The following is a 13,692-nucleotide window of genomic DNA, read 5'->3' as shown; positions in this document are numbered from 1 at the left end:
ATGGACGGCCGCCGACGACGTTTCGAACCAGCCCAGCCGTATCAGCTGACCGACGAGTCGCCGGTCTACGTCATCTCCGTCGCGGCTCAGCTCTCGGGCCTCCACCCGCAGACGCTGCGCCAGTACGACCGCCTCGGCCTGGTCTCCCCGGACCGCACGGCCGGGCGCGGCCGGCGCTATTCGGCGCGCGACATCGAGCTGCTGCGCCAGGTGCAGCAGCTCAGCCAGGACGAGGGCATCAACCTGGCCGGCATCAAGCGCATCATCGAGCTGGAGAACCAGGTGGCGGCGCTCAAGGCGCGCGCCGCCGAGCTCCAGTCGATGGTCGAGGGCGCGGCCACGGCCATGCAGCAGCGCGAGGCCGCGGTGCATGCCTCCTACCGCCGTGACCTGGTCCCGTACCAGGACGTGCAGCAGACCAGCGCGCTGGTCGTCTGGCGGCCGCGGCGGCAGGGCTCGGACTAGCGGGTACCCCCGGGACACCGGGCGGATGCCTTGCGAGGGCCGGCGGAATTTTTCTGTTCCGCCGGCCCTCGCGCATGTCCGGTGCGACCGGTGGGTCAGGCCCGGCCCATGGCCCGGGTGACCGTGATCTCGATGACGACCCGGTCGGGGTTGGGGCTCGGCGTACGGCCGTAGCGCTCGGCGTAGCGGGCGACGGCGTCCGCGACGACCTCGGCCTCGGTCCGCACCACCGCGCGTCCCTCCAGCGTCGCCCAACGCCCCCGGTCCAGCTGGCAGACCGCGACGTACGCGCCCTCGGCACCGCGGGCCTGGACGTTGGCGACCTTGGTGCTGGTCTTGCGGGTGATGACCCGGGCCACGCCGGCCTCGGGGTCGTACGTGACGCCCACCGGGACGACGTGCGGGGTGCCGTCCGAGCGGTGGGTGGTGAGCGTGCAGAGGTGGTACTCGCGCCAGAAGTCGAGGTACGCGGGGGAGAGGTTCCGGAGGTCGTGGGCCATGCGGGAAGCGTAGTTCGTGGACCTCAGGCGAAGTCGGCCGTTTCCAGGACGAAGGAGAAGGGGGCGGGGAGGGCGAGCGGCTTGCCGTAGGCGGTGGAGTGCACCTCCGCATAGTCCGCCGCTGACGGGTCACTGTGCAGGGTGACGGTCTCCTGGTCGCGGTCGATGAGGAGATACAGCGGAATCCCGGCGCGGGCGTAGCAGTGGCGCTTGGCGACCCGGTCCCCGTCCGGCTTGGTGCTGGTCACCTCGACCACCATGGCCACCCCGTCACAGGGCATCCAGGACGGGGCTCCCCGGAACAGGCGCAGCTCGCGTGGAGCGAAGGTGGCGTCGGGGATGACGTGATTCTTGGGGCACCTGCCTCCGCTGGGCATCAGCAGGCCTTTGTTGCCCGAGCAGTCCATGTCGACGCGCGACTCCCGCAGCACCTGTCGGATGACAGTGCTCAGATAATCCTCATGCTCGCCATCCGGAGCCGGTGACACGATGATCTCCCCCTCGATGAGCTCGGCCTTGAAGCCTTCAGGGGTCTTCAGGGCCAGAAAGCTCTCCAGGAGGAGCTCTTCCTGCGTGGGCGTCGGCTCGTGTGCCATAGCCGTCATGCTGCACCCCCTTTGCGGTCGGAGGCCAGTGTGGCCCGCCGCCGCGTGGGCGGGTGGCGGGCCACCGAGGGTTCACTAGGAAGAGTGCGCGGTGGACATCAGTTCGCCGGGGGCTGGCTCGGTGCCGGTCCGGAGGTGGGCGGGAGGGTCGGGGCCGGCGTAGGCCTCGCCGTCGTCCCCGGCGTCGGGACGGTGCTCGGTATCGGGCTGCTCGTCGGTCGTGGTGTCGGTCGGCACGTCGGTACGGCCGTGGGGACGGCCGTGGGGACGGTCGTCGGGCGGGGTGTGGGTATCGCCGTCGGGCCGGGCGTCGGACCCGCCGTCGGGCGGGCCGTGGGGACGACCGTCGGGCCCGTCGTCGGGCCCACCGTCGGGTCCGGCCACGACGTCGCCGATACCGTCAGGAACGTCGGCTGTGGTGTCGCCCGCGACGTCGGGCCGGTCGTCGGAGCCGCCGTCGCGGCACTCGTCGGAGTCGGTCGCGGTGCCGTCGTCGGCACGGAGGTGGGCCCGGATGTGGGCGGCAACGTAGGCCTGGACGTCGGCACGGGCGTCGGCACGGGTGTCGGCGCGGACGTGGGTCGGGCCGTCGGGCCGCAGGGGTTCGGGCCGGTGCCGGGTGACGCCGATGCCGTCGGGAGCGACAGGCCCAGGCCGACCGTCGTGGCGAGTGTCAGTAAGGCCGCGCCGGTGGTCGCGCGGGTGAAGGGGCGGGCCGCCCCCAGGGGTCGGAGCATGGGAAGAGTCCTAGCTGTCCGGTGGTGGCGCAGGGGGTGGGGGGAACGCCTGGGCAAGATCCTGCATCACCGGGGCCAGGCGCGGAAGCCCTGGACCGGGCCGACCGGGCGGGCCTTTTCCGGCGGCTGCCTGGCACAATCAAGGTTGAGTGGAATAGGCTCAACTTATTGCACGTTTCCTCAAGCAGGATCGAACGCAGCAGCGCACAAGGAATCGCACCGAGGAGGAGTCCGAGTCGTGGATGCCGAGCTGACCAACAGGAGCCAGGAGGCGCTCAGCCGCGCCCATGAGCGGGCCGTGACCGCCGGTCACGCGGACCTCACGCCCGCGCACCTGCTGCTCGCGCTGCTCGCGGGCGAGGACAACGAGAACATCATGGACCTGCTCGTCGCCGTCGAGGCCGACGCCGCGGCGCTGCGGTCCGGGGCGGAGCGCCAGCTCGGCGCCCTGCCGAGCGTGCAGGGTTCCACGGTGTCGCCGCCGCAGCCCGACCGGGAGCTGCTGGCCGTGATCGCGGACGCCTCGCAGCGCGCCCGCGAGCTGGGCGACGCCTACATCTCCACCGAACACCTGCTCATCGGGCTCGCCGCCAAGGGCGGCCGGACCGGGGAGCTGCTGGCACAGCAGGGCGCCACGGCCAAGAGGCTGCTGGACGCGTTCGAGACCGCGAGGGGCGGACAGCGAGTGACGACTCCGGATCCGGAAGGCACGTACAAGGCACTGGAGAAGTTCGGTACGGACTTCACGGCGGCCGCGCGCGAGGGCAAGCTCGACCCGGTCATCGGCCGGGACCAGGAGATCCGTCGCGTGGTCCAGGTGCTCTCGCGCCGGACGAAGAACAACCCGGTGCTCATCGGCGAGCCCGGCGTCGGCAAGACCGCCGTCGTGGAGGGCCTCGCGCAGCGGATAGTGAAGGGCGACGTGCCCGAGTCGCTGAAGAACAAGCGGCTCGTCTCGCTCGACCTCGGTGCGATGGTCGCGGGCGCGAAGTACCGCGGTGAGTTCGAGGAGCGGCTGAAGACCGTCCTCGCCGAGATCAAGTCCAGCGACGGCCAGATCATCACCTTCATCGACGAGCTGCACACCGTCGTCGGCGCGGGCGCCGGCGGCGACTCCGCCATGGACGCGGGCAACATGCTCAAGCCCATGCTGGCCCGCGGCGAGCTGCGGATGGTCGGCGCGACGACGCTCGACGAGTACCGCGAGCGCATCGAGAAGGACGCGGCGCTGGAGCGCCGCTTCCAGCAGGTGCTGGTCGCCGAGCCGTCCGTCGAGGACTCCATCGCGATCCTGCGCGGACTCAAGGGCCGGTACGAGGCGCACCACAAGGTGCAGATCGCGGACTCCGCCCTGGTCGCCGCCGCCACCCTCTCCGACCGCTACATCACCTCCCGCTTCCTGCCCGACAAGGCCATCGACCTGGTCGACGAGGCCGCGTCCCGGCTGCGCATGGAGATCGACTCCTCGCCCGTCGAGATCGACGAGCTGCAGCGCGCGGTCGACCGGCTGAAGATGGAGGAGCTGGCGATCGACAACGAGACCGACCCCGGCTCCATGCAGCGGCTGGAGAAGCTCCGCCGCGACCTCGCCGACAAGGAGGAGGAGCTGCGCGGCCTCACCGCGCGCTGGGAGAAGGAGAAGCAGTCCCTCAACCGCGTCGGTGAGCTGAAGGAGCGCCTGGACGACCTGCGCGGCCAGGCCGAGCGCGCCCAGCGCGACGGCGACTTCGACGCCGCCTCCAAGCTGCTGTACGGCGAGATCCCGGCCGTGGAGCGCGAGCTGGAGGAGGCCGCCGAGGCCGAAGCGGAGGCGGAACAGGAAGCGGCCGCCAAGGACCTCATGGTCAAGGAGGAGGTCGGCCCGGACGACATCGCCGACGTCGTCGCCTCCTGGACGGGCATTCCGGCCGGCCGTCTGCTGGAGGGCGAGACCCAGAAGCTGCTGCGCATGGAGGAGGAGCTCGGCCGTCGGCTGATCGGCCAGAGCGAGGCCGTACGGGCCGTCTCCGACGCGGTGCGCCGCTCGCGGGCCGGCATCGCCGACCCCGACCGGCCGACCGGCTCGTTCCTCTTCCTCGGCCCGACCGGCGTCGGCAAGACCGAGCTGGCCAAGGCGCTCGCCGACTTCCTCTTCGACGACGAGCGGGCCATGACCCGCATCGACATGAGCGAGTACGGCGAGAAGCACTCCGTCGCCCGGCTGGTCGGCGCGCCGCCCGGCTACGTGGGCTACGAGGAGGGCGGCCAGCTCACCGAGGCGGTGCGCCGGCGCCCGTACACGGTCGTGCTCCTGGACGAGGTGGAGAAGGCCCACCACGAGGTCTTCGACGTCCTGCTCCAGGTCCTCGACGACGGCCGGCTCACCGACGGACAGGGCCGGACGGTCGACTTCCGGAACACCATCCTGATCCTGACCTCCAACCTCGGTTCCTCCTATCTGGTGGATCCGCTGCTCAAGGACGACCAGAAGAAGACGAAGGTCCTGGAGACGGTCCGGTCCTCCTTCCGGCCGGAGTTCCTCAACCGCCTCGACGACCTGGTGGTCTTCCACACCCTGGGGACGGACGAGCTGGAGCGGATCGCCCGCCTCCAGATCGGTCTTCTCCAGCGTCGTCTCACCGACCGGCGACTTACCCTGGACGTGACCGACGCCGCGCTGCGCTGGCTCGCCGCCCTCGGGCACGATCCGGCCGCGCCGGACGCCGCCGCGCCCGATCCGAGCTACGGCGCCCGCCCGCTGCGGCGCCTGATCCAGACCGCCATCGGTGACCGGCTCGCCCGGGCGATCCTCGCCGGGGACGTCCGCGACGGTGACACCGTCCGGGTCGACCTCGCCCCGGACGGCTCCGCACTGACCGTCACCTCGGCCGCCACGACAGGATCGGGGGGCTGACGGGGTTGCGGTGACGGGGCGGGTGTGGGGGAGGATGGCAAGAACCGTACGAAGGGAAATTCACGGTGAGCATCGACCCGTCCTCGATTCCGAATTTCGGGGGCCAGCCCGAACCGCAGGAGGCGGGCCCGACTGGCCCCGTCATCCCCGACCAGGACCTGGTCAAGCAGCTCCTCGAGCAGATGGAGCTGAAGTACGTCGTCGACGACGAGGGCGACCTCGCCGCGCCGTGGGAGCAGTTCCGCACGTACTTCATGTTCCGCGGCGAGGAGGAGCAGCAAGTCTTCTCCGTCCGGACCTTCTACGACCGGCCGCACGGCATCGAGGAGAAGGCCCAGCTCCTCGAGGTCATCGACGACTGGAACCGCCGCACCCTGTGGCCGAAGGTGTACACGCACACCAACGACGACGGCGGCGTCCGCCTCATCGGCGAGGCGCAGATGCTGATCGGCGTCGGTGTGTCGCTGGAGCACTTCGTCTCCAGCACGGTCAGCTGGGTGCGGGCCTCGATCGAGTTCGACAAGTGGCTCGTCGAGGCGCTCGGCCTGGAGGCCGACGTCGAGTCCGGTGACGAGAAGCCGGGCGACGACGAGGCCTGAGCCGGCCGGTGACCCCGGCGCGCGCCGCGCTCCGCACAGGGGGCGACGCGCGTCACATGGGAATGCGGGCGACCGTCAGCAGATACGTCCCGTAGAAGAACGAGAGCCCGGCCAGCGCGCCGACCGTCACGACGACGGTGCGCGGCCGGGCTCTGGCCATCGTCACCGCCGCCGGGAGCAGCAGCGGGAACGCGGGCAGCAGGAAGCGCGGCTTGGAGGCGAAGTAGCTGGAGCCGCCGACCGCGATGACGACGAGCACCAGCGCGTAGACGAGCACCGCCGTCGGCGGCCGGTCCAGGGCGAGCAGGACCAGCGCGATCAGGGCCAGCGCGAGGACCGCCACGGTCACGTAGTACGCCATGTAGTCCCGGGCGACGAACAGGTGCCGGATGAACCGCCAGGCGTCCGCCCCGAAGTCGAAGCGCGACCCCCACAGCCGCTGCACCTCGAAGTAACCGAACGGCCCGCCCCCGAAGCGCCACCCCGCCCAGGTGACATAGCCGCACCAGCCCAGCGGGGCGAGCGCCGCGCCCGCCCACACCCGCCAGTCCGCACGGGCCCGCGGGTCCCGGCACACCGCGAGCACCGCCGTCAGGGCGACGGCGGCGGCCACCGCGATGGCGTTGGGCCGCGACAGCCCGGCCAGCAGGGCCAGCGCCCCGGCCCACAGCGGCCGGCCGGTGACCGCCGCGAACAGCGCCCACGCGGCGAACGCGGTCATCAGCGTCTCGGTGTACGCCATCGACTGCACGATCGCGTGCGGCAGCAGCCCCCACAGCAGGACGAGCAGCGTGCCCACCCGCTGCCCGTGCAGCCGCTCCCCGACCGCGTAGATGCCCCAGGCCGCGACCCCGGCCGCGGTCCAGGCGACGATCAGCCCGGCGCTGACGACCCCGACCGGCAGCAGGGCCGCCACCAGCCGGACGAGGCCGGGGAAGAGCGGGAAGAACGCCAGGTCGTTGAAGACCACCCCGGGGCTGTGGGAGGAGGGGACGGACAGGCCGTAGCCGTTGCGCGCGATGGCGGCGTACCAGATGCCGTCCCAGGAGTGGCCGAGCAGTCCGCGCGGATGCCGTCCGGTCCACCACGCCCAACCGGCCATCACCGACATCCCGGTCAGCCGGGCGGCGGCGTAGAGCGCGAGCGCGGGTGCGGCCCGCCGCAGCGCGGCCCGGACCCGTTCGAGCAGGCGGGTACGGCTGTCGCGGGCGGTGGGCCGCGGCTGCTGGCCTCGTACGGGCACGGCGGTGTCGGCGGACACGGGGGCACCTCCGGTGCGGGCGCGGCGGGGGTGAGCACGCGGGACGGCAGGCGCCCCGGCATACCGACCATGCGGCTCGCGTCTCGCGCGCGCGAGACGGAACGCCCGTACGCGGTGTGCCTTCCACCCGCTCGGCGGCACTGCTGCGTGTCGGCGCGGCGCCGGGAGGAGACCTGTGCTGGGCGCCCGTGCGCTCCCGCGCGGCCCGCGCCTATCGTGAGCCCCGCACCACCCGCGGCACGGACCCCCGGCCTTCAACTGGGCGGTGCCACAACGGAACAGACGGCACGACGGACGCCTCGAACAATCATTGACGGACTCGGGAAAGCGGGAACGCATGCAGACGGACTGGAACCCGGCGGCGCGGGTGCGGGACATGGGCACGTCGGTCTTCACGGAGATGACCGAACTGGCGCGGGCCACCGGCGCGGTCAACCTCGGCCAGGGCGTCCCCGAGCTGGACAGCCCGGCCGTCCTGCTGAAGGACGTCGCGGCGGCGGTCCTCGCGGGCAGCAACCAGTACCCGCCCGCGGCCGGCTTCCCGGCGCTGCGCGAGGCGGTCGCCGAGCACCAGCGCACGCGGTACGGGCTGGAGTACCGGCCCGCGGACGAGGTGCTGGTCACCACTGGTGCCACGGAGGCGCTCGCGGCGGCGCTGCTCGCACTGTGCGACCCGGGCGACGAGATCCTGGCCTTCGACCCCTGCTACGACGCCTACCCGGCCGGCGCGCGGCTGGCGGGCGCCCGCCTGGTGCCCGTACCGCTGGAGCTGTCCGGCGACACCTTCGTCCTGGACCCGGCCGCGCTGCGCGCCGCCGTCACCCCGCGCTCACGGGTGCTGCTGCTCAACACCCCGCACAACCCGACCGGCAAGGTCTTCACCGCCGACGAACTGGCCGCCATCGCCGACGTCTGCCGTGAGCACGATCTGACGGTCGTGACCGACGAGGTCTACGAACACCTCGTCTACGGCGACGCCCGGCACCGCACCCTCGCCGCGCTGCCCGGCATGCGCGAGCGGACCCTCACGATCTCCTCCGCGGGCAAGACCTTCAACGTCACGGGCTGGAAGATCGGCTGGGTCTGCGGACCGCGCCATCTCGTGGCGGCGGTCGGTGCCGCGAAGCAGTTCCTCACCTACGCCTCCGGGACGCCCTACCAGGAGGCGCTCGCGCGGATGCTGGGCGAGGTGGAGGAGTGGGCGGCGGGGCTGCGCGGGACGCTGCGCCGCAACCGTGATCTGCTGACCGAGGGGCTGGCCCGCGCGGGGCTGCGCCCCTATCGAGCGGACGCCGGCTATTTCGTACAGGCCGACGTACGGGAGTGGGGGTACACGGACGGCGTGCGTTTCTGCCGCGAACTCCCGTCGCGCGCCGGGGTGGTGGCAATTCCGACGTCCGCCTTCTATGTGCGCCCCAATGCGCCGTCCTATCTGGTGCGTTTCTCCTTCTGCAAGCGAGAAGAATCGGTACGCACCGCGATGGCGAAGCTACTTAGTGCTGCGTAAATGCCGTTTAATCGGCCACATATCCAAGTGGCCAGTGCTTGACCGCATATGTACCCGGCGGATCCGCATGGCCCGCCGGGTGCAATGGTGGTGAACAGGTGAACTGCCCGGCCCTCTCCTGGATGGAAATCATGATGAGATGGGTAAAAAGCCTGTGGGCGCAGCTCATTTCATGATTCCCTCTCTTTCAGAGACACGTTCCGAGACGACTCCTCGGAATCATCGGAATCACTGTCCTCGGACCCCCATGAACCTCCAATGTGGGCATGAGCCGGCGCGCCAGGACCCTGGACCTCGCTCTGGGCGGGCCGGCCCACCCTCCACTGCGTGCTATGCGGAGCCGACCCATGCTCACCACCCTCACGACCACCTACACCGATACCCGTGCCGCCGATCTCGCCTGGTGCCTGGGGAAGGGTCCCCTTCCCGCCCTGGCCGTGCTCGATCTGCGGCTCGCCGACTCCGCCGTCCAATTGCGCCTGCTCGGCGCCTCGCACCAGGTCCTGCTCGAAGACGAAGCCGGTTCGTGCTCGGAGACCGTCGCCTGCATGCCGGGCAGCAGCACCCCGCTGCCGCTGGGCGTCGCCAAGCGGATCGGATCGTGGGAGTACGAATTCGCGGCGCGGGTCGAGACGCTTTCACAGGGGTCCTTCGCGGGGCGCGCCCAGGAGTTGCTGGCCCTGGTCGCCGAGCATCCGCACGGCCTGGCCGGAACGTTTCCGGGCAGCCCCCACGCCTTCACCGCGCTGCTCGCCCAGCGGCAGAACGGCCAGATCAGCTGGCGTACCTGGCACGCCTACCCGCAGGAGGGCCGGCTGGTCGCCACCCGGACGAGGGTGGGCCTGCGCGTGGGCGCACCGCTCTGAGCGCCCCTACCTGCGGGCAGCCTCGGGCGGCCCGGCCCCGGACGGCCCGGCTTTTCGATCGGAATGCCGGCCCGGCCCTCGATCGGAAAGCCGGGGCGGCGCCCGAGCGGAATACTGCCGTCCGCGGCCGGTCTGTCGGCAGGTCACGCGAATACACTCGTGTGGGTGACGAAGCGTGGTGAGATCGTGACGTAGCGTTCCCGTCATGATCTACCGACCGGTGCCCGCGCGACTGCCCGTACCGGCCGGGCTCGGCCGTTTCTCCGTCCTGACCACCGTCTTCGTCTGCGCCGCCTGCGGCTTGGTGTACGAGCTGGAACTGGTCGCCCTGGCCTCGTATTTGATCGGCGACTCCGTCACCCAGGCGTCCGTCGTGCTCTCGGTGATGGTCTTCGCGATGGGCATCGGCTCGCTGCTGGCCAAACGGCTGCGGCCGCGCGCCGCGCTGGGCTTCGCGGCCGTCGAGGCGGGGCTCGCGCTGACCGGCGGGCTGTCGGCCATGGCGCTGTACGCGTGCTTCGCCTGGTACGGCCAGACCCGGGTGCCGCTGGTGGGCTTCTCGCTCGTCATCGGGATCCTGATCGGTGCCGAGGTGCCCCTGCTGATGACCCTCATCCAGCGCATCCGGCGGCAGGACGCGGGCGGTGCGGTCGCCGACCTCTTCGCCGCGGACTACGTGGGGGCACTCGTCGGCGGGCTGGCCTTCCCGTTCCTGCTGCTGCCCATGCTGGGCCAGCTGACGGGCGCGCTGCTGACCGGCGGGGTCAACGCGGTCGCGGGCGGGGCGCTGGTGCTGTGGCTCTTCCGCCGGGACCTGAGCAGCCGCTCCCGCTGGGCGCTCGTCGCGCTCAACGGCCTCGTGCTGGTGCTGCTGGCGGCCTGCTCGATGCTCACCGGCCCCTTCGAGCGGGCCGCCAGGGACGCCGTGTACGGCGCGGACATACGGGTCGCGGTGCGGACACCGGTCCAGGAGGTCGTGCTCACGGGCGGCGGCCGGAGCGGCCGGCCGCTCGCGCTCTTCATGGACGGGCGGCTGCGGGTCAGCGGCGGCGACGAACTCCGCTACCACGAAGGACTCGTGCACCCCGCGATGGACGGACCGCACCGGCGGGTCCTCATCCTCGGCGGTGGCGACGGCCTCGCCCTGCGCGAGGTCCTGCGCTATCCCGGCGTCACCTCGGTGACCGTCGTCGAGCTCGACGGCGACATGATCCGGCTGGCCCGCACCGACCGGGACCTCGCCGCCCTCAACCGGTCCGCCTACCGCGACCCCAGGGTCCGGGTCGTCGTCGCCGACGCCTTCGGCTGGCTGCGCGGCGGACATGGCGACCGGGGCCCCTACGACGTGATGATCTCCGATCTGCCCGACCCCGCCCTCACGCCCAGCACCAAGCTGTACTCCCAGGAGTTCTACGGCCTCGCGGCCCGTCGGCTGGCGCCCGGCGGCCGGCTCGCGGTCCACGCCGGCCCGATCGAGGCACGCCCCCGCGTCTTCTGGACGGTGGACGCCACGGTCCGTTCCGTGGGGCTGGACACCGTGGCCTACCGGATCCACGGCAAGGGCGGCGGCCCCTCCGGCCTGCTGGACCGCACCACCGCCCACCGGTCGGCCGCACGGGGCGAGGCGGAGGACGGGCAGCCCAAGGCCTGGGGCCTCCTCCTCGCCTCCCGGGAGCCCGTGCGGCTGCGGCTGCCGGCCGACCGCCCATGCTTGCGGACGCTGACCCCGGCGACGCTGGCCGCCGCGGGCCGCGGGGCCGGGCACGGCCCCGAGCCCGGGCTCCTGCCGTCGACGCTGATGCACCCGCGCTACCCGGGCTGACCGCGCCCCGTCGCCGGGCGCAGCGCCGCGCGGAAGGCGCCGGGCGAGAGTCCGGCCCGGTGCTGGAAGAACTTGGAGAAGTTCGCCGCGTCGTCGAAGCCGAGCCGCCCGGCGATCCGGGCCGCCGGCAGCTCGCTGTGCGCGAGCAGCCGCTTGGCCTCCAGCATCACCCGCCGGTCGATGAACTCCTTGGCCCCCACCCCCGCGGCGGCCAGCGTCGCGCGCGACAGGGTGCGGGGGGAGTAGCCGAGCGCACGGGCGTAGTCGGCGACCCGGTGGCGGTCGGCGAAGTCCCGCTCGACGGCCGCGCGGAAGCGCAGGAAGGCGTCACCCGGGGCGGGCACGCCACTGCCCACCGGGGTCGTCAGATGCGCCAGCCGCAGCACGAGGACGGACAGCAGATGCCGCAGCACATCGGTGTGGACGTCGGCGGGCAGCGCCCCGCCGGTGCGGAAGTCGGCCGCGAGATGCCCCACCGCCCGGAAGACCGCCTCGTGGTCCTCCCCGACGGGCCGCCACAGCACCGGGCGGAAGGGATCGTCGGCCACCGCCGCGACGGCCGTGCCGGGGGAGAGGAAGCCGGGCTGGACGAGGACGACGTCACCCTCGATGCCGGTCACCTCGCCGAACTGCTGCACCTGCCCGGGGCGCACCCACAGCACCGAGCCCGCCTCCAGCCAGTGGCCGGTGAAGTCGACGGTGTGCCCGGCGGAGCCCGAGCGCACGACGACGATCTGGTGGAAGTCCAGCCGCTGCGGCTTGCCCAGCAGGCCCTCGGGGGCGCGGGCGCGCAGCTCGGCGAGGGTCATCACCTCCACCCCCGCGGGGGTGCCGGGCGGGGCCCGGTAGGTCAGCTCGACCACGCCCGGGCGGTCGTCGGAACCGGCGCCTTCGTAGGGCTGGGAGCAGTCGTGTCGCTTCTTCACTCGTGTCGCTTTTTACTCGTGTCGCTTTTTCACCATGGGGAGTCCCGAGCGTACCTGGTCGGCCCTGATTGCCGCCTTTAGCGTGGTTGCTACGTACAACGACGGACGGTACGTGCAGCAAACGAACGGTTTGAGGAAAAGACATGCAACGGCAGCTGGTCACCTACGCCTTCGACGCCTACTGCGGCTGGTGTTACGGCTTCGGCCCGACCGTGCGCGCGTTCGCCGAGGCGAACGCCGATCGGGTCGAGGTGCGGGTGCTCAGCGGTGGGCTGTTCACCGGGCCCCGCGCCAAGCCGGTCGGCGAGTACCCCTACATCCCGCAGGCGGACGCCCGGATCGGGGAGCTGACCGGAGCGGTGTTCGGCGAGGGCTACGCCAAGGCGTTCGCCGAGGGCACCGCCGTGCTCGACTCGGCCGACGCCGCGACGGCCCTCGCCGCGCTGACGCGGCAGGCACCCGAGCGGGCCCTGGAGTTCGCGGGCGCGCTCCAGCGCGCCTGGTACGTCGACGGCCGGAGCCTGTCCGACCCGGCCACGCTGCACGCGGTCGCGACCGGACAGGACGGCATCGACGCCGACGCGGTGCTCGCCGCGTACGCCGACCCGGGCACCCGTCGGGCGGCGCGCGAAGGGTTCCGTGAAGTCCGCAGGCTGGGCGTGGAGAGTTTCCCCAGCCTCCTGCTGCACACCCCCGACGGGGTGCGGCGGCTCGGTGGCCCGATGACCACGGCGCAGGAACTCACCCACGCCATCGGCGCCCGTTGAGACCCTCCCCCTCCCTTTTTCTCCCCTCCACTGATCACCATCACCTCTGAGGAGCCCCCCCCCATGGCCAAGATCGCTCTCTTCGGCGCCAACGGAACCATCGGCAGCCGCGTCCTGCGCGAAGCACTGGACCGCGGTCACCAGGTCACGGCAGTCGTCCGTGACCCCTCGAAGCTCACCGAGCGCCACCCCGCCCTGACGGTCGTCACCGGTGACGTCCTCGACCCGGCCTCCGTCACGGCGGTCGCCGCCGGCCAGGACGTCGTCCTCAGCGCCGTCGGCGGCGGCGACGGCCCCGGCCATCTCGCGACCATCGAGCCCGCTGCGAAGTCCCTGGTCGAAGGGGTGCGCGCGGTCGGCGACGCGGCCCCCCGGCTGATCACGGTCGGCGGCGCCGGTTCGCTGCGGACCGCCGACGGCAAGCAGGTCTGGGACGCGGAGGGGCCCCCGGAGTTCCTGCTCCAGATCATGCACGCGCACGGTGACGCGCTGGACTACCTCCGCACGGTCACCGACGTCCGCTGGACCAACGTCAGCCCCGCCGCGAAGATCGAGCCCGGCGAGCGCAGCGGCACGTACCGCACCGCTTTGGAGGACCTCGTCACGGACGCCGACGGCAACAGCCGGATCTCCGTCGAGGACTACGCGGTCGCGCTCGTCGACGAGATCGAGCAGCCGCGGCACGTGGGTGAACGCTTCACGGTCGCCGACTGACGAATACCGACCGGTGTCGGCCACCGGCGG

13 protein-coding genes are annotated in these 13,692 nt (G+C 72.1%); 8 read left to right on the top strand and 5 right to left on the bottom strand.

The annotated features are described in order from the left end of the window. On the top strand, positions 1–465 hold the full coding sequence (locus tag ACZ53N_RS17315; protein ID WP_469141675.1) for a heat shock protein transcriptional repressor HspR: 465 nt from the start codon (positions 1–3) through the stop codon (positions 463–465). A 95-nt stretch (positions 466–560) separates the two neighbouring features. Here ACZ53N_RS17315 and ACZ53N_RS17310 read toward each other — a convergent pair whose 3' ends face one another. The 3 genes from ACZ53N_RS17310 to ACZ53N_RS17300 form a co-directional block, all read right to left on the bottom strand. After that, positions 561–965, bottom strand: a complete 405-nt coding sequence (locus ACZ53N_RS17310; protein ID WP_365380427.1) for a pyridoxamine 5'-phosphate oxidase family protein — start codon at positions 963–965, stop codon at positions 561–563. A gap of 23 nt (positions 966–988) precedes the next feature. Beyond that, positions 989–1,561 (bottom strand): Uma2 family endonuclease, encoded by a 573-nt coding sequence (locus tag ACZ53N_RS17305; protein ID WP_399936830.1) that lies wholly within the window; start codon positions 1,559–1,561, stop codon positions 989–991. A gap of 84 nt (positions 1,562–1,645) precedes the next feature. Then, positions 1,646–1,954: a hypothetical protein gene (locus ACZ53N_RS17300; RefSeq protein ID WP_469141674.1), complete on the bottom strand. Its 309-nt coding sequence runs from the start codon at positions 1,952–1,954 to the stop codon at positions 1,646–1,648. A gap of 591 nt (positions 1,955–2,545) precedes the next feature. On the opposite strand from ACZ53N_RS17300, the gene clpB reads away from it, so the two are divergent. Further along, positions 2,546–5,200: an ATP-dependent chaperone ClpB gene (gene clpB, locus ACZ53N_RS17295; RefSeq protein WP_469141673.1), complete on the top strand. Its 2,655-nt coding sequence runs from the start codon at positions 2,546–2,548 to the stop codon at positions 5,198–5,200. A 65-nt stretch (positions 5,201–5,265) separates the two neighbouring features. Then, positions 5,266–5,799: a YbjN domain-containing protein gene (locus tag ACZ53N_RS17290; RefSeq protein ID WP_356456044.1), complete on the top strand. Its 534-nt coding sequence runs from the start codon at positions 5,266–5,268 to the stop codon at positions 5,797–5,799. Between the two features lie 52 nt (positions 5,800–5,851). On the opposite strand, the gene ACZ53N_RS17285 is transcribed toward ACZ53N_RS17290, so the two are convergent. Next, on the bottom strand, positions 5,852–7,060 hold the full coding sequence (locus ACZ53N_RS17285; RefSeq protein WP_469141672.1) for a hypothetical protein: 1,209 nt from the start codon (positions 7,058–7,060) through the stop codon (positions 5,852–5,854). 337 nt (positions 7,061–7,397) lie between these two features. Here ACZ53N_RS17285 and ACZ53N_RS17280 point away from each other — a divergent pair, with 337 nt between their 5' ends. The 3 genes from ACZ53N_RS17280 (at position 7,398) to ACZ53N_RS17270 (ending at position 11,255) form a co-directional block, all read left to right on the top strand. Beyond that, the gene (locus tag ACZ53N_RS17280) at positions 7,398–8,567 is read left to right on the top strand and encodes an aminotransferase class I/II-fold pyridoxal phosphate-dependent enzyme (protein WP_469141671.1); all 1,170 of its coding nucleotides are present in this window, start codon (positions 7,398–7,400) and stop codon (positions 8,565–8,567) included. A 347-nt stretch (positions 8,568–8,914) separates the two neighbouring features. Beyond that, entirely contained in the window at positions 8,915–9,433 is a 519-nt protein-coding gene (locus tag ACZ53N_RS17275) for a DUF2617 family protein (RefSeq protein ID WP_469141670.1), read from the top strand. 205 nt (positions 9,434–9,638) lie between these two features. Continuing rightward, on the top strand, positions 9,639–11,255 hold the full coding sequence (locus ACZ53N_RS17270) for a polyamine aminopropyltransferase (RefSeq protein ID WP_469141669.1): 1,617 nt from the start codon (positions 9,639–9,641) through the stop codon (positions 11,253–11,255). Here ACZ53N_RS17270 and ACZ53N_RS17265 read toward each other — a convergent pair. Further along, positions 11,243–12,181: a helix-turn-helix domain-containing protein gene (locus ACZ53N_RS17265; RefSeq protein WP_469141668.1), complete on the bottom strand. Its 939-nt coding sequence runs from the start codon at positions 12,179–12,181 to the stop codon at positions 11,243–11,245. The two genes, ACZ53N_RS17270 and ACZ53N_RS17265, sit on opposite strands and share 13 nt — an antisense overlap. Positions 12,182–12,324: 143 nt before the next feature. On the opposite strand from ACZ53N_RS17265, the gene ACZ53N_RS17260 reads away from it, so the two are divergent. Beyond that, positions 12,325–12,948 (top strand): DsbA family protein, encoded by a 624-nt coding sequence (locus tag ACZ53N_RS17260; RefSeq protein ID WP_469141667.1) that lies wholly within the window; start codon positions 12,325–12,327, stop codon positions 12,946–12,948. A gap of 63 nt (positions 12,949–13,011) precedes the next feature. Beyond that, positions 13,012–13,662: an NAD(P)-dependent oxidoreductase gene (locus tag ACZ53N_RS17255; protein WP_469141666.1), complete on the top strand. Its 651-nt coding sequence runs from the start codon at positions 13,012–13,014 to the stop codon at positions 13,660–13,662. The last annotated feature ends 30 nt before the right edge of the window (positions 13,663–13,692 follow it).

It is taken from the genome of Streptomyces sp. NPDC033229, from assembly GCF_055576875.1.
Note: the sequence above shows the minus strand (reverse complement) of the source record. Positions and strands in the feature narration are given on the sequence as shown.